The organism is Pigmentiphaga daeguensis (genome assembly GCF_039523035.1).
In the GTDB taxonomy this organism is placed as follows: Bacteria; Pseudomonadota; Gammaproteobacteria; order Burkholderiales; family Burkholderiaceae_B; genus Pigmentiphaga; species Pigmentiphaga daeguensis.
Map to the genome: position 1 here is coordinate 40,035 of NZ_BAAAEN010000011.1, position 21,128 is coordinate 61,162.

The 21,128-nt window shown below is 68.8% G+C and carries 18 protein-coding genes; 3 read left to right on the forward strand and 15 right to left on the reverse strand.

Going from position 1 to position 21,128, the window contains the following annotated elements; genetic code table 11:
* Positions 1–17 precede the first annotated feature (17 nt).
* Positions 18–362, forward strand: coding sequence for a hypothetical protein (locus ABD104_RS15135; protein WP_087837544.1), 345 nt, complete (start codon positions 18–20; stop codon positions 360–362).
* 11 nt (positions 363–373) lie between these two features.
* Here ABD104_RS15135 and ABD104_RS15140 read toward each other — a convergent pair whose 3' ends face one another.
* From ABD104_RS15140 to ABD104_RS15205, 14 genes are all read right to left on the reverse strand, one after another.
* A complete protein-coding gene (locus ABD104_RS15140; protein WP_176400663.1) occupies positions 374–1,483 on the reverse strand; it encodes a sensor histidine kinase in 1,110 nt (369 codons plus the stop codon).
* 82 nt (positions 1,484–1,565) lie between these two features.
* Positions 1,566–2,582 carry a UDP-glucuronic acid decarboxylase family protein gene (locus tag ABD104_RS15145; RefSeq protein WP_343927760.1) on the reverse strand — a complete coding sequence of 339 codons (1,017 nt, stop codon included), beginning with the start codon at positions 2,580–2,582 and terminating at the stop codon, positions 1,566–1,568.
* Positions 2,579–3,580 (reverse strand): glycosyltransferase family 4 protein, encoded by a 1,002-nt coding sequence (locus tag ABD104_RS15150; protein WP_343927761.1) that lies wholly within the window; start codon positions 3,578–3,580, stop codon positions 2,579–2,581. The genes ABD104_RS15145 and ABD104_RS15150 overlap by 4 nt, the downstream gene beginning before the upstream one ends.
* On the reverse strand, positions 3,573–4,658 hold the full coding sequence (locus tag ABD104_RS15155) for a glycosyltransferase family 9 protein (protein ID WP_338617521.1): 1,086 nt from the start codon (positions 4,656–4,658) through the stop codon (positions 3,573–3,575). The genes ABD104_RS15150 and ABD104_RS15155 overlap by 8 nt, the downstream gene beginning before the upstream one ends.
* A complete protein-coding gene (locus tag ABD104_RS15160; RefSeq protein ID WP_254914556.1) occupies positions 4,655–5,644 on the reverse strand; it encodes a glycosyltransferase family 2 protein in 990 nt (329 codons plus the stop codon). The genes ABD104_RS15155 and ABD104_RS15160 overlap by 4 nt, the downstream gene beginning before the upstream one ends.
* Entirely contained in the window at positions 5,641–7,380 is a 1,740-nt protein-coding gene (locus tag ABD104_RS15165; RefSeq protein WP_343927762.1) for a carbamoyltransferase family protein, read from the reverse strand. Before ABD104_RS15165 ends, ABD104_RS15160 begins: the two co-directional genes overlap by 4 nt.
* Before the next feature lie 22 nt (positions 7,381–7,402).
* Entirely contained in the window at positions 7,403–8,548 is a 1,146-nt protein-coding gene (locus tag ABD104_RS15170) for a glycosyltransferase family 9 protein (RefSeq protein ID WP_087837551.1), read from the reverse strand.
* A complete protein-coding gene (locus tag ABD104_RS15175) occupies positions 8,545–9,126 on the reverse strand; it encodes a D-glycero-alpha-D-manno-heptose-1,7-bisphosphate 7-phosphatase (protein WP_087837552.1) in 582 nt (193 codons plus the stop codon). The genes ABD104_RS15170 and ABD104_RS15175 overlap by 4 nt, the downstream gene beginning before the upstream one ends.
* On the reverse strand, positions 9,117–9,848 hold the full coding sequence (locus ABD104_RS15180; RefSeq protein ID WP_087837553.1) for an SDR family oxidoreductase: 732 nt from the start codon (positions 9,846–9,848) through the stop codon (positions 9,117–9,119). Before ABD104_RS15180 ends, ABD104_RS15175 begins: the two co-directional genes overlap by 10 nt.
* Positions 9,849–9,864: 16 nt before the next feature.
* On the reverse strand, positions 9,865–11,157 hold the full coding sequence (locus ABD104_RS15185) for a glycosyltransferase (protein WP_087837660.1): 1,293 nt from the start codon (positions 11,155–11,157) through the stop codon (positions 9,865–9,867).
* A 146-nt stretch (positions 11,158–11,303) separates the two neighbouring features.
* Positions 11,304–11,822 carry a hypothetical protein gene (locus ABD104_RS15190; protein ID WP_087837554.1) on the reverse strand — a complete coding sequence of 173 codons (519 nt, stop codon included), beginning with the start codon at positions 11,820–11,822 and terminating at the stop codon, positions 11,304–11,306.
* A 36-nt stretch (positions 11,823–11,858) separates the two neighbouring features.
* Positions 11,859–14,579 (reverse strand): ATP-binding cassette domain-containing protein, encoded by a 2,721-nt coding sequence (locus ABD104_RS15195; RefSeq protein ID WP_279819613.1) that lies wholly within the window; start codon positions 14,577–14,579, stop codon positions 11,859–11,861.
* 81 nt (positions 14,580–14,660) lie between these two features.
* Positions 14,661–15,590: a glycosyltransferase family 2 protein gene (locus ABD104_RS15200; RefSeq protein ID WP_343927763.1), complete on the reverse strand. Its 930-nt coding sequence runs from the start codon at positions 15,588–15,590 to the stop codon at positions 14,661–14,663.
* Positions 15,577–16,254 (reverse strand): PIG-L deacetylase family protein, encoded by a 678-nt coding sequence (locus tag ABD104_RS15205; RefSeq protein WP_165963021.1) that lies wholly within the window; start codon positions 16,252–16,254, stop codon positions 15,577–15,579. Before ABD104_RS15205 ends, ABD104_RS15200 begins: the two co-directional genes overlap by 14 nt.
* 111 nt (positions 16,255–16,365) lie before the next feature.
* Between ABD104_RS15205 and ABD104_RS15210 the strand changes: the two genes are divergently transcribed.
* Positions 16,366–17,733, forward strand: a complete 1,368-nt coding sequence (locus tag ABD104_RS15210) for a UDP-glucose dehydrogenase family protein (RefSeq protein ID WP_132979066.1) — start codon at positions 16,366–16,368, stop codon at positions 17,731–17,733.
* Between the two features lie 22 nt (positions 17,734–17,755).
* Here the strand turns inward: ABD104_RS15210 and ABD104_RS15215 are convergent, their stop codons facing one another.
* A complete protein-coding gene (locus ABD104_RS15215; protein ID WP_087837558.1) occupies positions 17,756–18,634 on the reverse strand; it encodes a manganese catalase family protein in 879 nt (292 codons plus the stop codon).
* Between the two features lie 214 nt (positions 18,635–18,848).
* On the opposite strand from ABD104_RS15215, the gene ABD104_RS15220 reads away from it, so the two are divergent.
* Positions 18,849–20,882, forward strand: coding sequence for a methyl-accepting chemotaxis protein (locus ABD104_RS15220; RefSeq protein WP_087837559.1), 2,034 nt, complete (start codon positions 18,849–18,851; stop codon positions 20,880–20,882).
* Positions 20,883–21,128: the final 246 nt, after the last annotated feature.

Sequence of the window (21,128 nt, forward strand, 5' to 3'; positions counted from 1 at the left end):
ATTCCAAGGAGACCACCATGCCCATCGACTCCAGGCGCGGCCAGCCCCCATCGTCCGCGCATCGCCCCGGCGGCCCCTCCGCCCCCGCCAACCTGCCCGAAGCCGCGGTGGACGAGACCGGCAATGAAGATCCGGGTGCCGAATTGACCGAACTGCCGGATCACGAACAGCAGGAACAGGCCGGCACCCCGCCGCGCGAGCGGGATGGGCAAGCCGGGCGCGAACGCACCATCGGCAATCATCCCGTGGATCCGAACAGCATGCCCTCGCGCATCGGACTGCCGGTGGGCGTCGATCGGGAGACCGCCGCCGACCCGGGAAACCAGACGCCAGACGCCCCGGAGACGGACAACCGGAGCTGAGCAACGCCGTGTCAGTCCGGGGACGGATCGTCGGGCAGCCATAAGGTGAAGGTGGTGCCCGATTCGGACGAGGCGACGGTCAGCGTGCCCCGGTGTGCCACCGCGATCTGCCGGGCGATGTACAGGCCGAGCCCCAGCCCCGTACGGCGTCGCTCGGTGCCGGGACGCTGTCCTCGCATCAGCGGGTCGAAGATCTGGTGCCGCATGTGAGGCGGGATCGGCGCTCCCTCGTTATGGACTTCGGCGATCACGCAGCCCTCGTCGCGGCGCACCCGCAGCGCGACCGGGCGGCCGGCGTAGCCATGCTGGACCGCGTTGCCCAGCAGGTTGGCCAGCAGCTGGGCGAGGCGATTGGCGTCCCAGCGGCCGGCAAGCCGTCCGTGGCATTCCAGCAGAAAAGTCTGCTCGGGATGGATGGCCCGGATCTCGTCCAGGGCGCGCGTGCAGATGTCTTCCAGGTTGGCGTTCGAGAGCGCCAGCGGCAGCGGACTGCCCAGGCGGGTACGGGTAAAGTCCAGCAGGTCGTCGATCATGCGCTGCATGCGCGAGCCGCTGTGTCCGATGCGCGTGGCGGCTTCCCGGCACCGGCCGGGCAGTTCGTCGGCGAGCATGAGCGCCTGCGCGGACATGGCGATGGCGCCCAGCGGCGTCCGCAAGTCGTGGGCGAGAATGCCGACGAACAGATCGCGCGCCCGCTCGAGGCCCGCTGAATAGCGGGAGATCGATTCCTTCAGCGCCTGGTCCAGCGCCTGGTTGAAGCGAACCAGGTCGTCGTGGGCTTGGGCGTCCATTTCACCGTTTTCGCGCGCCCATCGTTCCAGGATGTTGGCACGCAACGCGCAGAACTCCGACACCATCTCGGTCAGGGTAAAGCCGGCCCGCAGCCGGTTGCGGGCATGGACGTGCGCCAGGCGGGTGGCGCCGGACGGCCGGTGTCCGGCGGAGGGCTCGTGGGGCTGGGCCCGCAGGTCCGCGGCAAGCTGCCGCAGCAGCGACCGGGCCGAGGTCTGCAAGGCGTGCTCGGATACGGCCGTTCGCCGCAGGTCCAGTTGCCGGGCGAACGCGCGCCAGTCGCTTAGAAGCAGGTCCAGGTTCGCGTCGATGAAGTCGGCCAGTCTCATAGCCCCTCCCGGCATATATGGCCACGCGTGGGATGGCACTGCACGGCAGGGCGCCGGCATGCCTGCCGGCGGATTGTAAATCCTAGGGCGGGCTGGCGGCTGCATGAGCAAGGCTGGTTACAACGTCGGCGGCGGGAATGGCGCCGTGCTGGAAGAAATGCTCCCGGAAATAGGCCAGGGTGCGGCGCAGTCCTTCTTCCAGGGGCGTAGCCGGCTCCCATCCCAGCATGCGGCGGGCGAGATCGATGTCGGGGCAGCGCCTGACCGGATCGTCCTGGGGCAGCGGCCGCAGTTCGATGTCCGAAGCCGAGCCGGCCAGGCCGCGGATCGTGCGCGCGATATCGAGCACCGTGGTTTCGTGGGTGTTGCCCAGATTGACCGGCCCGTGGAAATCATCGGGGCTGTTCATCAGGCGCACCAGGCCGTCGATCAGGTCGTCCACGTAGCAGAATGACCGTGTCTGCCCGCCGTCGCCATAGACGGTCATGGGCTCGCCTGCAAGCGCCTGCATGATGAGATTGGATACCACGCGTCCATCGTCGGGCCGCATGCGGGGACCGTAGGTATTGAAGATGCGGGCGATCTTGACCTGCAGTCCATACTGGCGCTGGTAATCGGCGAACAGTGTCTCCGCGCATCGCTTGCCTTCGTCGTAGCAGGCGCGTATCCCGTTGGGGTTGACGTGGCCCCAATAGTCCTCGCGCTGGGGATGGCGGTCGGGGTCGCCGTACACCTCGCTGGTCGACGCCTGCAGGATACGGGCGTTCAGCCTCCGGGCCAGGCCCAGCATGTTGATGGAGCCGTGCACGCAAGTCTTGGTGGTCTGCACGGGGTCGTGCTGGTAGTGCACCGGCGAGGCCGGGCAGGCGAGGTTGTAGATCTCGTCGGCCTCGATGTAGAGCGGGAAGGTGATGTCGTGGCGCAGCAGCTCGAACGAGGGGTGGCCGATCAGGTGCGCGATGTTGGCCTTGGTGCCGGTATAGAAATTGTCGACGCACAGGACTTCGTGCCCGGCCTCGATCAGGCGGGTGCACAGGTGCGATCCCAGGAAGCCGGCGCCTCCGGTGACGACGACGCGGCGTGGCAGGCGCGGGTTCATGATGACATCTCCTCGGGTTGGTCGACGTGCTCGGCGGCCGTGTGGGTCGCTTGTGCGAAGACGTCCATCCAGTCGCGCACGAAGCGGTCGATGCCGAAGCGCTGCAAGGCGCGCAGGCGCGCCTCCTGGCCCCAGGCGCGCGCCAGTTCGGGATCGGCCAGCAGCTCGTGCATGACATCGGCCAGGCAGTCCAGGCGCGTGTCCACGTAGCCGTTGACGCCGTTCTCGATCACCGTGCTCATCTCCGTGGTGGCCAGGCCGACGACGGGAACGCCGGCCATCATGGCTTCCACCACCGCCAGGCCCAGGCTGGTATAGCGTATGGGATTGAAGAAGAACCGATAGCGGGCCATGAGCGCCGGCAGCTCCAGGTTGGGCACTTCGCCCAGGCCGCCCAGCGACTGCGCATCCATGCCGGCCAGGTCCAGCGGAACGCGCGCACGCAGGGCATCGAAGACATCGGCCCCCAGGCGACGGCCGCGCCGTTTCAGGTGGTTCACGACGACGATCCCGCGCGGCGTCGTGCCCTGGTACTCGACGTCGGGCGGAAGCCGCACGCCATGCTCGACCACCCGCATGGGAGTGCAGCCGCTATCCCACATCAGGGCATTGAACGGCGTGACGTGCACCAGGGTTCCGCGCGGCTCCTGGAACCAGTGCACCGTGTTGGTCGGATGCAGCTGCGGCGGGTCGTGCTCCAGATAGATCTGGGGCAACTGGCGCTGCGCGGCCGACAGCAGTTGCTCCCTGTCCTCCAGGTAGGCCTGCTTGGACTGGTAGAGCACGCAGTCGAAGCGCATGTCGCGCACCTTGTCCGCGGAAATCTCGTGGACGTTGCGGCCCCAGGGCAGTCCGGGGCCCAGCGGCGCGTAGCCGGGGCCGCCCTCGGGGCGGATGACGACATGGAATTCGTGCGGCACCTGTGTCAGGTAGTAAAGATAGTTGCCGTGTACGTGCCAGGTCAGGATGCGCAGTGGCCGCGCGAGGGTTTCAGGCATGAGTGGGCTCCTTGCAAAGCATGCGTTCGGCCTGGAGGATCACGTCCGAGGCCTTGACTCCGAGCGCGCACGGGTGGCCGATCGGACAGTCGGGGAAGGCGCAGGGCCGGCAGGCGACGTGGTGCCAGAGCACCACGTGCCGCGAGCGGTCGGCCGGCGCCCAGCGATGTACGTCGCTGCCGCTGGCGATCACCACGCTGGGGGTGCGCATCGCCGCCGCCACATGGGAGACGCCGGTATCGTTGCAGACCAGCAGGCGGCTGCGTTCGAGCATCGCCGCCAGCGTGCCCAGGCCCGTGCGGCCGGTCAGGTCGCGCAACGGCTCGCTGGCCAGCCGGGCCACCTGGCGCGTCAGGGGGCGTTCTTCGTCGGTTCCCGTCAACGCCACGTCGAAGCCTGTCCGGGCGATCGCGGAGGCCACGGCGGCATAGCGTTCGGCCGGCCAACGGCGCGACGACAGGCGGGCGCCGGGGTGGACGAGCACCGTGCGGCCCGGCCTGAGTCCTTCCTGCCCGGCCAGCATGGCGGCCGAATCGCGGTCTTCGTCCGTCAACGGGAACTCCAGCGTGGCGTCGGGGCAGGGAATGTCCAGGAACCGCATCAGCGCCAGATAGCGTTCGACTTCGGGCAGGTGGTCGGGCCAGGCCAGCCACCAGGCGTCGCGTTCGGAATCGCGCGCCTGTCCGGGCTGGAAGCCGGCGATGCGCGCCGCTCCCAGGCGGCGAACGATGTCGTTGGTCAGGCGGCCGCTGCCGTGCAATTGCAGGGCGACGTCGAAGCGCTGCGCCCGGGCCCAGTCGAAGAAGGCAGGCAACGCCTCCTCGCGGAACGGCTGTTCCGGCATTCCTTCCATTCCCGGAAAGGGGGCCAGTTCATCGACATAGTTGGCGAAGCGTTGCTGGAACGCCTTTGCGCCGGCCAGGCCGATCAGGGTGATGCGGGCCCGGGGAAAGCGCGCGCGCAAGGCCCGCAACGCCGGCACGGTGCACAGCATGTCGCCCAGTTGCAGCGCGCGGAACACGGCGATGCGGCCGGGTTCGGGCTGCCACAGCGGATGGGAGCCGGGTACGCCCGTCATAGGAACCTCGCCTTGAAATGCCAGGCCCCGCGCAATCTCCAGAATAGCGAAAGCGGGGGAATGAGCACCGACGTGACCAGCATCTCGATCACGTGCGACGGCGCGAGCGACGCGCCGCGCAGCCGCGCGATGCAGAAATGCAGCGTCAGGGCCGACCAGATCGCCAGTCCGCCCCACGCGAGCCAGGCGAGACCGGCCGCCGCGCCCGTGACGGTGGCCAGTGCGCCGGCGACGATGGCGAAGTAATTCCAGGGCGGCCGGCGACGTATGCGGGAGCGGTAGAGCGACGGATGTTTCTTGTAGAGAAGGGCATCGAAGAACACCTTGCGCTGCTGGCCCACGCTGATGCCGATGGGAGCGGGCCTGACGGGATGCAGGACGATGGCGTCCTCGGCCCTGGCGATGCGATGCCCGCGCGCCAGCAACATGAATTGCAGGTCGGAGTCCTCCCGCCAGGCCAGCGTGAACCGTTCGTCGAAGCCGCCGACGGCGACGAGCGCGCGCTTGCGCACCAGGCAGTTGGCCGTGGCGAATTCCGCCCGTTCCAGTCCTCCCGTATCCCGTTCGTGATCGCGCGGCCTGTCCGGCAGCGGTACGCGTATCCGGCCCACCACGGCATCGACCCCGTCCGTCATCGCGTCCAGGCCATGGCGCAGCCAGGACGGGGTGGGAATCGTGTCGTCGTCGGTGAAGGCGACGACCGCCGCGCGCGCCTGTTCCCAGCCCCGGTTGCGCGCCCCCGACGGCCCCTGCGTGCCTTCCGCCTCGAGATAGCGCACGGTCAGTCCACGTGGGGCGTGTTCCCGCGCGAGCGTCTCCACCACGCGCCGGGTGTGGCGATCGGGCCCATCGTCGACCACCAGTATCTCGAAGCGGCGGGGATCGATGTCCTGCCACGTCAGCGCCCGCAGGCAGCGTTGCAGCATGTCGGGCCGGCGATATGTCGGCACGACCACCGACACCAACAAGTCCGAAATGCCGTTCATGCCGTTTTCTCCAGCAGGAAGGAGCCGATGGCCAGGGCATCGAGCGGGGAAGTCCAGAAGCATTCGATCGCATCGCGCGGCGAGCACACGACCGGTTCCCCGCGGGTATTGAAGGAGGTGTTCACCAGCACGGGCACCCCCGTGCGCCGCTCGAACGCCGCGATCAGGTCGTAGTACGCGGGATGCTGTTCGCGCCGCACCGTCTGCACCCGGGCGGTTCCGTCGGTGTGGCGCACGGCCGGGATGCGGTCGGCCTTGTCCGCCAGCACGTCGAAGACGAACAGCATGAAGGGCGCGACGATGGGGCCCGGGCGGGACGTGGCGAACCATTCTCGCGCGCGTTCTTCCATGACGACCGGCGCCACCGGGCGGAAATCCTCGCGGTCCTTGATCTCGTTGAGCCGGGATTGCATGTCCGGGGAGATGGGCGAGGCCAGGATGGACCGGGCGCCCAGGGCCCGGGGACCGAATTCCATGCGGCCCTGGAACCACCCTATGATCTTGTCCTGGGCCAGCAGCTCCGCGGTGGCCTCGGCGATGTCCGCCGGCTTGCGGTAGCGCAGCTTCGAGCGTTGCAGGAACGCCTCGATCTCGTCATCGTCGAACGCCGGCCCGAGGAAGGCATGATCCATGGTCCAGCTGCGGCCTTGTCCCGGGCGCTGCTGGCTGTCCACCCATAGCGCGGCGCCCAGGGACGTGCCGGAATCACCCGCGGCGGGTTGCACCCAGACCTCGCGAAAGGGGCCGCGTTCGCGCAGGCGCGCGTTCATGACGCAGTTCAGCGCCACGCCGCCGGCCATGCAGAGATTGGGCGAGCCCGTCTCGCGATGCAGCCACCGTGCCATGCGCTCGACCGTCTGTTCCAGCGCGAACTGCAGCGACCGGGCCAGATCGTAGTGGTGCTGCTCCAGGGGGCCGCCGCGCAGTCGCGCCGGACCGAAGCGCTGCGCCAGCGACAGCGGCGATACCGTATAGCCGCCATCGTCGCCCACGCGCATGACCTCCTCGAAGAAATCCGCATGGCGCGGTTGGCCGAAGGAAGCCAGCGCCATCACCTTGTATTCGTCGGAAGAATGCAGGAATCCGAGATGGCGGGTGACTTCCTCGTAGAGCAGGCCCAGCGAGTGGGGAAGATCGATCTGCTTGATCCGGCGGTAGCTGCCGTCGACGTAGTGCCCGTAGCTGGTGGTTGCGCGCTCGCCCCGGCCGTCCATCGTCAGGACCGCGGTATCGTCGAAGGGAGCGGCCAGGAAGGCGCTGGCCTCGTGCGCCAGGTGGTGCTCGACGAAGTGCCAGCGGCGCTGGATGTCGCCGGACGTGGCTCCGCGAAAGCGTTCCTGCAGGTGATGCGGGGCGCCGTCGGCCAGTTGCCGCGGCGCGTTGACCACGTAGGACAGGAACAGGGGGTCCCAAGGAGAACTCGTGGCCGTGGGGCTGCCGCTGCGCGAGGGCTCCAGCGGCAGGGTGATGTGGCCGTCCGCGGCCTGCTCCTGCAGCAGCAGGGACGGGTCGTACGAGTAGGCGAAGTGGTCGACCTGGTGGATGTCGATGCCCGCCTGCGCCAGGCAGTAGTCGATGGCGTGGAAGGGCAGTTGCCATGTCGTGAACGGCAGCGGGCGCTTGCCATGCTTGACGCGGGAGAACCGCTCCTCTTCCGCCGCCGCCAGCACCACGCCGTCGCGGACCAGCGTGGCGGAACAGTCGTGGTAGACCGCGTTGATTCCCAGTGTGTACATGGACGGACTCCTTGAAAGGTGTTCAGGCGGCCTGTGTGGCGGCGGGGGAGTGACGCCGCCACGCCAGCAGTTCGTGCGCTGCCTGGACGACGGCCGCGGGGTCGACGCCCGTCAGGCAGGCGTGATGGCCTTCCGGGCAGACGCTGCGGTAGCAGTACTTGCACGGCACGTCGCGATTCAGCAGCCGATGCTCGACCCCCCAGGGCGCGTGCTGGGGATTGGTCAGCGCATACAGGTCGGCCACCGGCGTGCCGACGGCCGCGGCCAGGTGCACGGGTCCGCTGTTGTTCGATACCAGTACCGCCGCGTCGGCCAATAGCGCGCCCAGTTCCCCCAGGCCCAGCTCGCCCGACATGTCGGTCGCGCGTCCGCCCGCCAGGACGTTGACGTGCCCGGCCAGCGGCCGTTCGCCGGCATCCCCGGTCAAGACGACGGGAGCGGCGGCGGACAATTCGCGGACGACCTGCGCGAACAACTCGGGCGGATAGCGCCGCGAGGGCGCGCTGGCGCCCGGATGGACCACGATGCACGAGGCCACGTCGGCGATGCCGCGCGCGGCAAGCTTTCCCCGCATGGTCTCGCGGTCGGCCGGCCGCACGGCGAACTCCAGTCCTTCGGCGGCCGGGCGCACGCCGATCGATGCCACCAGATCGAGTTGCCGGCGGGTTTCATGGCGCCCGCCGTCCATGGGGGCGTCGTCCTTGACCCACTGCGTGACCAGCCGGTAGGGGTTCTCGCGCGCGTGGGCCAGGATGCGAGGGATGCCGGCCAGCCTGCACATCAGGGCCGCGGGCAGCGCGCTCTGGCTATAGACCGTGAAGATCACCGCCGCATCGAAGTTCCCGGCGCGCAATCGTTCGATCATCGCCAGGTCGGGGGCGGGGTTGGCGGTGCGCAGGTTCTTCACCCAGGGCGCGTCGTAGGCGATCGCCGCATCCACGCTGGGCAGGTAGGGGGCCAGGCGCGCGCCCGCCGGCGAGCACAGCAGCGTGATACGCCGGCCGGCCGTGGCGCCCTTCAGGGCACGTACCGCCGGTGTGGTCATCAGCACGTCGCCCAGGTTGTCCAGCCGGACACACAGGACGTTCGCCGCCCGGTCCCAATCCGCGCGGGCCGTGTCCTCGTCCAGGCGCTGCGCGACGTCGTCGCCATGAATGGCCGCGTTCATGCCACCTCCCTGGCGCGCAGCGCCACCGCCACGATGGCCGCGGCCTGTTCGAATCCGTCCACGATGTAGTCGGGCTCGCGGAACGGGCCGCGCACCCATTCGGTCTCGTGGCCGTTGTTCAGCAACACGGTGCGGCAGCCGGCGCGCCGGCCGGCCTCCACGTCGTCCAGGATGTCGCCGATGAACCAGGAGCGTTCCAGGTCCAGGTCCAGGTCGCGCGCGGCCTGGCGCAGCAGTCCGGGCTGGGGCTTGCGGCAGGTGCAGGGCAGGGCGTAGGGGCGGCGCACCCCGCGTGCCAGGTGGGGGCAGTAATAGAATCCGTGCAGCCTCGCATGGGCGTTCTCGAACATGCGGGCGAGCTGGAGATGCACGCCGATCAGCGCCTCTTCCTCGAACAGTCCCAGCGCGACGCCCGGCTGGTTCGTGATGACGACCATCGGGGCGCCCGTGCTACCCAGGCGGCGCAGCCCCGCTTCCACGCCTTCATCCAGCCGCATCCGCGCGGGATCGACGTTGTAGGCGTCGTTCACCAGCAGCGTGCCGTCCTTGTCCAGGAATACCGCCGGTTTCAAGGCCATGACGTTTCTCGCATCGGCAGTACCATCACCTCCGGTATGACGGTTTCATCGGGTTGCAGCAGGACGAAGCGCACGGTGCGCGCCACGTTGGCCGGATCCTGGAGCGTGCCCGCGTCGATGTCGGGAAAGCGGTCCAGCAGGAAAGGCGTGCGCATGCCGCCGGCGACCACCGCCGAGACCTTGATGCCCTGGGGGCGAAGCTCGGCGTGCAGCGCATGCGACAGGCCCAGCAGGCCCCATTTGGTGGCGTGGTACACGGCGGCGTTGGGCCAGGCGCGCTTGGACGCCGTCGAGGCGATATTGACGATATGGCCATGCCCGCGTTCCTTCATGTGGGCGCACGCGTGCCGGGACACCAGGAAGGGGCCGGTCAGGTTGGTGCGCAGGATGCGCTCCCAGTCCGCCAATCCCAGCTCGTCTATGGGGACGGTCAGGTCGATCGCGGCATTGTTGACCACGGCATCCAGGTGGCCGAAGCGCGAAATCGCGCGATCGATGGCCGCCCGCACGTCGCTTTCGTTGCCCACGTCGAAACCGATCGCGTCGGTGTGCGCGCCGATGCGCCGGGCCATCGCATGGGCCTTGCCCTCGTCGATGTCGCCGATCAGCACATGGGCTCCGTCGGCGGCGAGTTCCTGGCATATCGCCGCGCCCAGCCCCTGGCCGCCGCCTGTCACCAGTACCGTCCTGCCCGCCATGTTCGTAGGTGTCCGGGATGTCATGCATTTCTCCTTGAAGTCATTTGGCGGCCAGCGCGGGCTCGGCCATGGGTTCCCGCCGCATGCGGCGGGACGCGGTCGGCGCCTGGGTCAGGCCGGCGTAGGCGCGCAGCATGTCGCGGGCAACGAAGGTCCAGGTGAACATCTTCTGTGCGCGCCGCAGGCCATTGCGCCCCAATCGCCTGGCGGTCTGTTCGTGCCGCGCCAGAAAGGCCAGGCGTTCGGCCAGCGCCTCGGGGTCGCGGGGCGGGACGAGATAGCCGGTCTTGCCATCGATGACGGTCGACCGTATGCCGCCCACCGCGGCGCCCACCACCGGCCGCGCGCAGGCCATGGCCTCGACCGGCGTGATGCCGAAGGGCTCGTACCAGGGCGTGGTGACGAACACGTCGCAGGCTCCGTAGAACATCGACAGGCGGTCGCGGTCGCACCTTCCGCAGAAGTGCACCGCCTCGCTCACGCCTTCCTCGTCCGCGATGCCGCGCAGCCGTCCCAGTTCGGGCGTGGCCAGGTCGTCGGGCCGCACCGCGTCGCCTCCCACCACGCGCAGGACGGCGTCCACGCCATGGCGGCGGCGCAGGATGGCAAGTGCGCGGATGACGTTGTCCACGCCCTTGCGCGGCACCATGCGGCCGAGCTGGAGCAGCGTGAACCGTCCCGGCTCCCATCCCAGGGCCATGCGCGCGGCGGTCCGGTCCATGGGGGCGAGCTCGGTGGCGTCGAAGCCGCAGGGAATGATGTCTATCTTCGCCGGGTCGGCGGCATAGTGCTCGACCAGGTCTTCCAGGTCCTGCGGGCATTCGGCGATCAGCTTCTCGGCCCGGCGCACGAGCTCGAGCTCGATGGCATAGCGTTCCGCGGGAAACTGGTCGGCACTGCCCTGATGCTTGCGGCGCACGCGGTCCAGCGCATGGAAGGTCATGACCAGCGGCACGCCGAATTCCCGCGTGACCGGCAGGGCCGCCAGCCCGGACATGAAGAAATTGGCGTGGACGACGTCGTAGATTGGCCAGTTGTTGCGGAAGTAGTGAAGCAGGAACTCCGAGAAGTGCCCCATGTATGGCAGCAGCGCTTCCTTGGGGATCGGGCGCGCCGGTCCGGCGGGAACATGGATGACCCGCACGCCGGGCTGCCAGGCCAGCGTGCGGGGGAGCGAGGGATCGTCCTGGCGGGTGAATACGTCGACCCGGTTGCCCTGGGCCGCGAGTTCGCGCGCCAGGTGGGCGACATAGATGTTCTGGCCGCCGCTGTCCACGCTGCCGGGAGGAGCCAGCGGGGAAGCATGTTCACTGACGAGGGCGATGGTGCGCATGGTGATGTCCCTTTCGTTGATCAGCACAACTACAGGGGCAGCCATGGCATCTTCCGTTCCCGGCCCGAGAAGCGGCTCCAGTGCCCATGGGGCTCCCGGCTTCACCAGTAAGGTCTACACAAGCGTGAACTTCTTGCCGGGTTTGCCTACAGGACCAGTCCTCGGGACTCCGACAGCGCGCGGCCCTTGACGATCGCCCGCAGGCAGGCCGCGACCGTCATCGCGAAGGCTTCGTCGTACCAAGGGTTGACGCCGCTGGACGCGACCACGTAGCCGTCCAGGCACGCGGTGCCCCACAGCGTGGAGTCGTTCTTCTGCAACAGGTGCGGATAGGCGGTCTGCACGAGATGGCTTTCGAGTCCCGTGCGCCAGCTGATCCGGGCCTTGCCGCGCGCGAAGGCGGCATAGTCGGCGTCCCACTGCTCCGGGTCGCCCACCGCGTGCTCGTAGAGGATGGCTTCTTCGAACTGGTCGCGATCGGGACAACTGGCCGGGTCCATGATGACGAGATAAAGAAAGCCGCTGTCGCCGACGTGGGGATCGCGCATCGCGGCTTCGATCATCGGCATCGCCATGCGGACGGCCTGCGCCGCGGCCTGCCTGTCCGCGTAGAAGCTCGGCGCGGACACCGTGGGGGCCGAGGCCAGGAAGGGATTGCCGTTCATGGGGATACTCCTCTGTCGTGGGAATGTCGGACAAGCTCAGGCGGCCGGGCCGGGCGGGGGAGCGGGCCGGGCGTGGTCGCGCGCCAGCGTGGCGACCGTGGCGGCCAGTTCGTCGGGGTTCACGGGCTTGGCCAGGTGAACCTGGAATCCCGCCAGCAGCGCGCGCATGCGGTCCATGGGCTGGGTGCGCCCGGTCAGCGCGACGGCCGGCATGAGGTCCGGCAGCGAGATCGAGCGCCGGGATTCGAGGGCCCGGATCTCCTGCAGGACCTGGTGGCCGTCCTCGTCGCCCAGCGACAGGTCGCACAACAGTACGTCCGGCCATTGTTCCGAAGGGGTGCGTTCCAGGTACGACAGGGCGGCGCGGCCGGAGTCCATGGGCAGGACCTTCGCGCGGTAGGTCTCCAGCACGGCGCCGATCTGCTCCAGCACCTCGGCCTGGTCATCGACCGCCATCACTGTGATGCCGTCCAGCAAGACCTCGCCCGCCTTGCCGTGCGCGGGGGGCGTTTCCTCGGCGACTGCGCGCAGGGGCAGGCTGAGCACCCGCGTCTCGCCCCGGCCGGTGCGGACGGCGTGCGTCGTGAGCTTGCCGCCCTGGCCCTCGACCACCGCCCGGATGTGCATGGGGTCGAAGACCGCCGAGCCGTCCGGCGGCAAGGGCGGCGGCGCGGCGCCGTGCTCCAGTGCGACGATGGCCTCGTCATCGCGCCCGTCGGTGATGGACAACTGCGCGTTGCCGTCCGTCGTATCCAGCCGCAGTTCCATGCGGCCGCCAGGGGGGCTGACGGCGATGGCGTTCATGCAAAGCTCGGACACGACTTGCTGCAAGGTGCTGGGGTCGCCGGTGACCCGATAGGGATGGGATCCCATGAAGGTGTAGAGCTCGATGGCGCGTTCCTCGATCAGCGGACGCAGGCCGTCCAGCACGCTGGCGACCAGCGCCACCATGTTGACGGGCTGCCTGCTGAGCTGGCGGCTGGTGCGTTCCAGCTCGCTCTGTTTGAGTTGCAGGTTCCACATCTGGGCATACATGCCCTGGCCGGCCAGCAAGGCTTCGTGCGTACCCCGCTCGACGATGCGGCCCTGGTCCAGCACCAGGATCTCGTCGGCATCGACCACGGTGGACAGCCGGTGGGCGATGATGAGCGTGGTCCGGTCGCGCGAGAGCTGCGCGAGCTCGGTCTGGATGGCGCGTTCGGCCATGGTGTCCAGCGCCGAGGTCGCCTCGTCGAAGATGAGAATGGGAGGATTCTTTAGGATCGCGCGGGCGATCGCGATGCGCTGGCGCTCGCCGCCGGACAGCTTCACGCCGCGTTCGCCCACCATCGTGTCGTACTGGGCGGGCAGGGCATTGATGAACTCGTGGATGCGCGCGGCCCGCGCCGCCTCGATGATTTCCGCCATCGAGGCGCCGGGCCGTCCGTAGGCGATGTTGTAGGCCACGGTCTCGTTGAACAGCGCGGTGTCCTGCGGCACCATGCCGATATGGGCGCGCAGGCTCTTCTGGTCGACGCCGGCCAGGTCCTGATCGTCGATGGTGATCCGGCCGGTGTCGGGTTCGTAGAAGCGGAACAGCAGTCGCGCCAGCGTCGATTTCCCCGAGCCGCTGCCGCCCACCACGGCCACCGTCGCGCCGGGCGGGATCCGGAAGTCCACGTTCCAGAGTATCTGCCGGCCGGGCTCGTAGCTGAAATCGACCGATTCGAACCGTACCTCGCCCCGCTTGAAATCCAGCGGCGGCAACTGGCGCGCCTCGTCCGCTTCGGGCGGCGTGTCCAGCAGCGCGAACAGGCGTTCCGCGTTGATGATGGCGTCCTTGGACTGGCGGAACACCATGCCCAGCGTATTGAGCGGCAGGCTGATCTGGATGATGTAGGCATTCACCAGAACCAGGCTGCCCACGGTCATGTGGTCCAGGACCACCTCGCGGCCGGCCAGCAGCATGACCGAGGCCACGCCCATCGCGATGATGGCGCTCTGGCCGACGTGCAGCACGGACAGGGCGTGCTGGTTGGCCACGCCCGCCTGGCGCCATCGTTCCAGCAGCTTGCGAAAACGCACCAGCTCGTAGCGTTCGTTGGTGTAGAACTTGACGGTTTCGTAGTTCAGCAGGGTATCGACCAGGCGTCCGCTGGTGGCCGAATCCGCAACGTTCATCTCCCGCTGCAGCGCGGCCCGGCGTTCGGTCAGCGCGAAGGTGAAGATGCCGTAGCCCAGCAACGCCAGCACCACGATGACGGTGAACCAGATGTCGTAGCCGATGGACAGGACGACCGCGACCACGCCGATCTCGAACAGGGTCGGCACGACGGTGAACAGCGTGGTGCCGAGCAGGAACGTGATTCCCGCCGAGCCGCGGTCCACGTCGCGCGCCAGCGATCCTGTCTGGCGTGCGATGTGGAAGCGCGGCCCCAGGCGGTGCAGATGCGCGAACGTGCGCTCGTTGAACTCGGCCACCACCTGGTGCAGCACCGGCGAAAACACCACGTCTCGCAGTTCGTTGAACAGGGTGCCCAGGAAGCGCAGCAGCGCATAGGCCAGCAGCAGGAAGACGGGCAGCACCAGGGGATGGGTGGGCTGGCTCAATTCGTCCACGACGCTCTTGAGCACCATGGGAACCGCGACCATGACCAGCTTGGCCAGGATGAGCAGGGCAAGCGCCGTGAGCACCCGCCGTCGCGCCGCCCATATGGGCGGCCCCAGCGTGCGGGCGAGTTGTTGAACGAGGGGCTTGGCGCTCGGGTCCTGGGCCATGGACGACGGACTCCCGTGGCGGCGCGGTCGCGCCGGAACGCGGCCCACAGCAATATGCATACCCGGGGAATCCGGGTAGCGTCAGCGTTCGCGCGAGGATGGGGCCGAGCGCCGGCCCGGCAGCGGCACGGGGCCCGCGCCGGCCTGCGCATCGTGCGCCAGCGTCCGCCGCATGGCCAGGACTTGCGGCGGAACGACCCGGCGCTGGCCGGGAATCCACAGCAGTCCCCGCAACGCCGACCAGGCAACGCCAAGGCGGGCGGTTCCCCGCAGGCCGCGCAGGATACGCAGGGTTTCACGGCCTGCCTCGGCCAGGGGCAGGCGCAGCCACGCCGTCCAGATCTCGTTGCGGGCCAGCAGTTGCCGCCGCAGCGGAGCGTCGCGCCGGGCAGATGGGTAGTGGCGTGTGAAGATGCGCGGGCAATAGACCATGCGCCAGCCTGCCGCCGCGAAGTCCAGGGCCATCAACGCTTCCTCGGCCCCGATGAAGAAGGCGGGATGATAGCCCCCGGTCTCGAGGAAGGCGCAGGTCCGCATGACGGCGGCACCGGCCAGGAAGCCGAGCAGGGCCTTGCCCGGCATCCCGCGCGACGGCAGCGGACTGCGCGCCATGCGCTCGCATGCGGGATCGGGCCGTCCGTCGTCACCCACCTGTACCTGTGCGCAAAGCACGGCGATGTCCGGATGGCGGTCCAGGATGTCGGCGGCCAGGTCCAGCGAATGAGGCTGCCAGCAGGTGTCGTCGTCGCAGAACGCGACGTAGGGCGTGCGGGCCCGCCGTACGCCCAGGTTGCGCCCGGCGGCGCCCAGGTTGCCGCCGGCCTCGATGACGTGCACGCCGGGAAAGGCCGCGCGCAGCGCGTCCGCGCTTCCGTCCCGGCTGCCGTTGTCCACCACGCACCGCCGTACCCTGTCGGGCAGTGCGCTCAGTCCGCCGACCGTGCGCAGCACTTCGTCGCACCTGTCATGAGTCAGTACCACGACGGTGACGCGGGGTTCAGCCGATGTCATGGCGCTCCAGCCTCCAGAGTCGTTCAGGCAGGTCCGTATCCTCGTAGCCGCCTTCGCCGAAGGCGCGCAACTGGCTCGCATAGGCCCTTACGGCGCGCGCCTTGGCGCCTGACGCGGAGGTTGGCGCGATGACCGGCGTGAGCCGCCATCCCGATCGCAGCAGCGAGGCCAGGCGGTCCTGCAGCAGGCCCGGCAGTCGGCGGTACAAGGCGTCCTCGTAGCACAGCCACTCGAGTTCCGGATGCCCCGCATGCAGGCGCAGGCACGCCTCATGGACCACCTGATGATCGGAGTGGAACAGGCCCAGCGGCACGGCCACCATGCCGCCGCGCCGGCGGTCCAGGCAGGGGGCGAGATGCTGCTCGATGTCCTCCGGCCGATAGGCGCCGCCGTACTGCGCGTCCAGCAGGTCCAGCCATACCGGGCTGGCGCCCAGCATCGCCAGCGCCTTGGCGTCCTCGGTCCGGCGCGCCTGCATGGCTGCTTGCGCGCTTGCGAAGCCGCATTGCCGATCCCAGTCGGTCAGCGGGGCGTCCCGGGGCGTTCCGGCGAAAACGGTGACGACCGTGGCCCCGGGTGTCCGCTCGAGCAACGTGCCGCAGCTGAACACGGCATCGTCCAGGTGCGGGGAAACGATGGTCAGGGAAGAGAGTGATGGGCTCATGGCGGCTACCTTGCCACCGGCCGGCGGGAACAGGTGTAACCAGATTGAGGCGTTCGCCGGGGGAATGGAACTTGCTGGATGGGGGTACCGATATCCAAAGGGAGCAAGGCCATGAATCTCGCCGTCATCGGCGCCGGCTATGTGGGACTCGTGACCGGAGCCTGCCTGGCCGACGTGGGCAACCGGGTGCATTGCGTGGATCGCGACGCCGCCCGGCTGCATCTGCTGCGGGGCGGCCACCTGCCCATCTATGAACCCGGGCTGGACACGCTCGTCGCGCGCAATGCGGCGGCGGGCAGGCTGGTGTTCACCGACGACCTGCCGGCTGCCGTGGCGGATGCCGACGCCGTCTTCATCGCGGTGGGTACGCCCTCGAGGGAGGATGGCGCGGCGGACATCGGCCAGGTGTTGCAGGCGGCGGGAGACGTCGCGCGCTCGGCCACGCGCGACCTGCTGGTGGTGGTCAAGTCCACCGTCCCGGTGGGCACGTGCGACCGCGTGCGCGAAGTCGTCGAAGCCGAGCTGGCTCGTCGCGGCGCGCCGTGCGAATTGCGGGTGGCCTCCAATCCGGAGTTCCTGAAGGAAGGCCACGCGGTCGAGGACTTCCAGCGGCCGGACCGCATCGTGATCGGCACGTCCGACGACGATGACGGCGCCTTGCTGCGCGCGCTCTACGCGCCCTACAACCGCAACCACGACCGGCTCATCTGCATGGACATCCGGTCGGCCGAGTTCACCAAGTACGCCTCGAACGCGATGCTGGCGGCCCGGATCTCGCTGATGAACGAACTCGCCTGCCTGGCCGAGAAAGTCGACGCCGACATCGAATCGGTGCGTCGGGGCACCGGCGCGGATCCCCGCATCGGCTACGACTTCCTGTATGCCGGGGCGGGATACGGCGGGTCCTGCCTGCCCAAGGATGTGCGCGCGTTGATACGGCTGGCCGACGAGTATGGCGCGGCGGCCGATATATTGGGCAGCGTGCAGGCGGTCAACCTCCGCCAGCGGACGCTGTTGTACGAAAAACTCGAACGCTTTTTCCGGGGCCGCCTGGCCGGCCGCACCATCGCGGTATGGGGGCTGGCCTTCAAGCCGGCCACCGACGACATCCGAGAGGCGCCCTCCATCGACCTGATCGGACGTCTGTTGCGCGCCGGCGCTTCGGTGCGCGGCTACGACCCCGTGGCCGGTGCGAACGCGCTGCGCGCCCTGGGGCAGGACGGATTCTCCATCGCCGACGATGCCCGCGCCGCGTGCCGCGGCGCCGACGCGCTCGTGGTCATGACCGAATGGCGCGAATTCAAGTCGCCCGATTTCCGCGGCCTTGCCCAGACCCTGCGCGCGCGGGCCGTATTCGACGCCCGCAATCTGTACGATCCTGCCTACGTGAGGTCCTGCGGCCTGCACTACGAGGGCGTGGGGCGGGCCGCCGGCCGCCCCGCGCCGCGGGCGGCGCCCGCCGCGGCCACGGTACGCTAGCGGCCGGGCCGCCGCCCGGGTGTCAGCGCCCGGCTTCCGACCCCAGTTCCGCCCCGGTGGTCGGATCCACTTCCGGATCGGAGGCCGTGCGGGTGGCAAGATCCTCCAGCGCGGCTTGCTCATCCGCGGTCAACGTTACCTGCGGCTGGCCGTCGCCCCCGTCCACCGCGCACTGTTCCTCGCGCTCGGAGACGTAGGTGAAATGGCCGTCGTCGTTCCAGGAGCCGCGCATGTCGCCTTCGCCCTGCGACATATTGAAATACACGTTGGTGAAGTGGGGGTCGCCCGGGAGCTTGCCGGGAGGGAAGTTGGGCGTGATCGCGTACAAGGCCTTCTCGAAGGACTGCTGGTGCGCGACCTCCCGCGTCATGAGGAATTGCAGCGCGTTCTTGACGCCCGGGTCGTCGGTCAGGTTGATCAGGCGCTCGTAGATGATCTTGGCGCGGGCCTCGGCGGCGATGTTCGACCGCAGGTCCGCGGTGGGCTCGCCTATGGAGTCGATGTAGCCGGCATGCCAGGGGGCGCCGCCCGAGTTGATCAGGGCCGGCCCGCCGCCGTAGAGAACCTGGGTCAGGTGGGAATCGTTGCCCGCTCCGGTGATGGAGCGGTAGAGCTCCGCGGTTTCCTCGGCCGCCTCGGCCAGCTTGCCCTTGGCGCCCTTGTTGAGCATGGCGACGATGGTCCCGATCACCTCGAGATGGCTCAGCTCCTCGGTGGCGATGTCCAGCAGCATGTCCTTGCGGCCGGGATCGTCCTCGGCCAGCCCCTGGGTGAAATAGCGACACGCGGCCGCGAGTTCTCCCTGCGGACCGCCGAACTGCTCCAGCATCAGGTTGGCCAGGCCCGGGTTGCATTCCGAGACGCGGACGGTGTATTGCAGGCGTTTGTTGTGCGCGAACATGAGGATCTCCTTGAAGGGCGAGCGCTTCGCTCCGCAGGAATCATTCCCATGCCGCCTACCGGGATATCCCTGGTACGCCGGCCCGCAATACTCCCGCAAAAAATGCTCAATTCCCGGTCCCCGCTGCCGTAAACACAGACACGCCCGCCCGCGAAGGGAACGCGAGCGCACGAAACGACCGGTACGAGCCGGCAACAACGGTTTGGGGTAAACAATGGCTGTGTCTCTCGGCTTGGGTCAGCGATCTCTGGCCAAGCAGGTACTGGTGCTGGCGCTTTCCGTCAGCGCCGTCGTCTCGCTGGTGACCGCCGTCGTCGTGGCCTGGCAGGGACTGCAAGCGGGCAAGGAGGCGGTCGAGCGCGAGATGATGGACGCGCTCGGTTCGATCAATTCCAGCCTGGTGTCCTCTTTCGAGTCCTCCCGCGGGCGGGTCGAACGCCAGCTGCTGGTATTCCAGCGCATGCTGGGCGAACTGCCGTCGCCGGATGGCACGATGACCGAAACCGGCGTCGCCGGCGAGGTCATGACCGTGCGCGCCGGGGAAAACGTGCTCAACGGCAACTCGGCGATCCTGCAGCGCATGCGCAGCTATACCGGTGCCGAGCCCGAACTGGTCGTGCGCCACAACAACCGGTGGATCCGCGCCGCGACGCTGCTGCGCGGGCCGGACGGCTCGCCGATGACCGGCCAGCCCATTCCGGCCGACGATTTCGTCGCGACCACCATGGATACCCAACAGGCCGCGACCAACATCGTCTATCGCAACAAGCGCTGGTACGCGCTACACGTGCGGCCGCTCAAGGACGATACCGGCAAGATCTTCGGCGGCATCACGCTCCAGGTCGACCTGTCGGACGACGTCGGCAGCGCGCTGGAGTTCATCGAGAAAACGCAGGTGGCGGGCTACGGCACCATGTTCGCGATGACGCCCAGGATGAACGGCACCTCGGAGTTCCTGGTCCATCCGCTCTACAAGGGCAAGACGGTCGAAGAGGCCGCCGAGGCCGACCGCTCCTTCTACTACCACATGGTCGACCAGGACCGCGGTTTCCTGGAAGCCACGCGTTCCACCGACGACTCCACCATGCTGGTCGCCTTCCAGACCGTGCCCAACTGGGGCTGGACGCTGGTGGCGACCGGGCCCAAGGCCGAGTTCATGGCGGCGCAGTACCGGCAGATCGGGTTGATGGTGGCGCTGCTGGTCGTGGGCGGCCTCCTGACCGGCCTCCTGACCTATTACCAGATGTCCACCGCGCTGCGGCCGGTGCGCGACGTGGTCGAGGGAATCGGGCGGCTGGGCGATGGCGACCTGACGCGCGACGTGCCGGCGGGGCCGCGCGGATCGCGCAACGAGATCCACATCATGGCCGACCGCATCAACGCCACGCGGGCGCGCATCGCCCACCTGGCCCAGCAGATGAATTCGACCGGGTCGCAGGTCGCCACGGCCACGACCCAGACGCTCCAGGCCCTGCACCAGATCGGCAAGGGTACCGAGGTGCAGTCCGAGGCGGCCAGCGGCGTCGCGGCCGCGGTCGAGCAACTGACCGTGTCGATCTCCCAGATCGCCGACAACACCCGCGAAGCCAACAGCTTCTCGCGCACGTCCAGCACGGCCGCCGAGGAAGGCGCGGTGGTCGTGACCCAGACGGTGTCCGAGATCGAGAAGATGGCCAGCCAGGTGGCCAGTTCCGCCGAGGTGGTGCAGGAACTGGAGGCCTCGTCGCGCCAGATCTCGGCGGTGGTCAAGACCATCCAGGAGATCGCCGAGCAGACCAACCTGCTGGCGCTGAACGCCGCCATCGAGGCGGCCCGCGCCGGCGAGGAAGGGCGCGGCTTCTCGGTGGTGGCGGACGAGGTACGGGGCCTGGCCGAGCGCACGAAGTCCTCGACTTCCCAGATCGCCCAGGTCATTGCCGCCGTGCAGAAGCAGACCGCGCTGGCCGCCGACGCCATGCGCCAGGTCAATGCCGACATGCAGCGCTCGGCCGAAGGCGCCCGCCAGGCCGGCGACGTGCTGGTCCGCATTCGCGAGGCCGCCGGCCGCACCGCCGAGGTCATCGCCGACATCTCGAACGCCGCGATGGAGCAGAAGTCGGCGTCCGAGCAGATCGCCAGCCGGGTCGAGCAGATCGCCCAGTACTCCGAGGAATCGGCGGCCGCGGTGCAGCAGTCGGTCGCGTCGGCCGAGTCGCTGCAGAACCAGGCGCAAGTCCTGGACGAGACCATCCGCACGTTGAGGACGTGATTGGGGCCCCCCCTACGCGCTTCGCGCGCCCAGAATGGTGGGCCCCCAGCCGCTACGCGGCAGCCCCCCAAGGGGGCCGGGACCCGCCTTGGGGCGGCCCGGCGCCGGGTCCCGAGGGGGCGAAACCGGCGGACTGGCGGAGCCAGATCCGCGGTTTCCTGGCTCTAGGGAAACCATCGTGGACTGAAGCACGATTGCTACCGCTGACAGCCAGCGAAGCACCGGCACGACAACCCAAGACAGCGG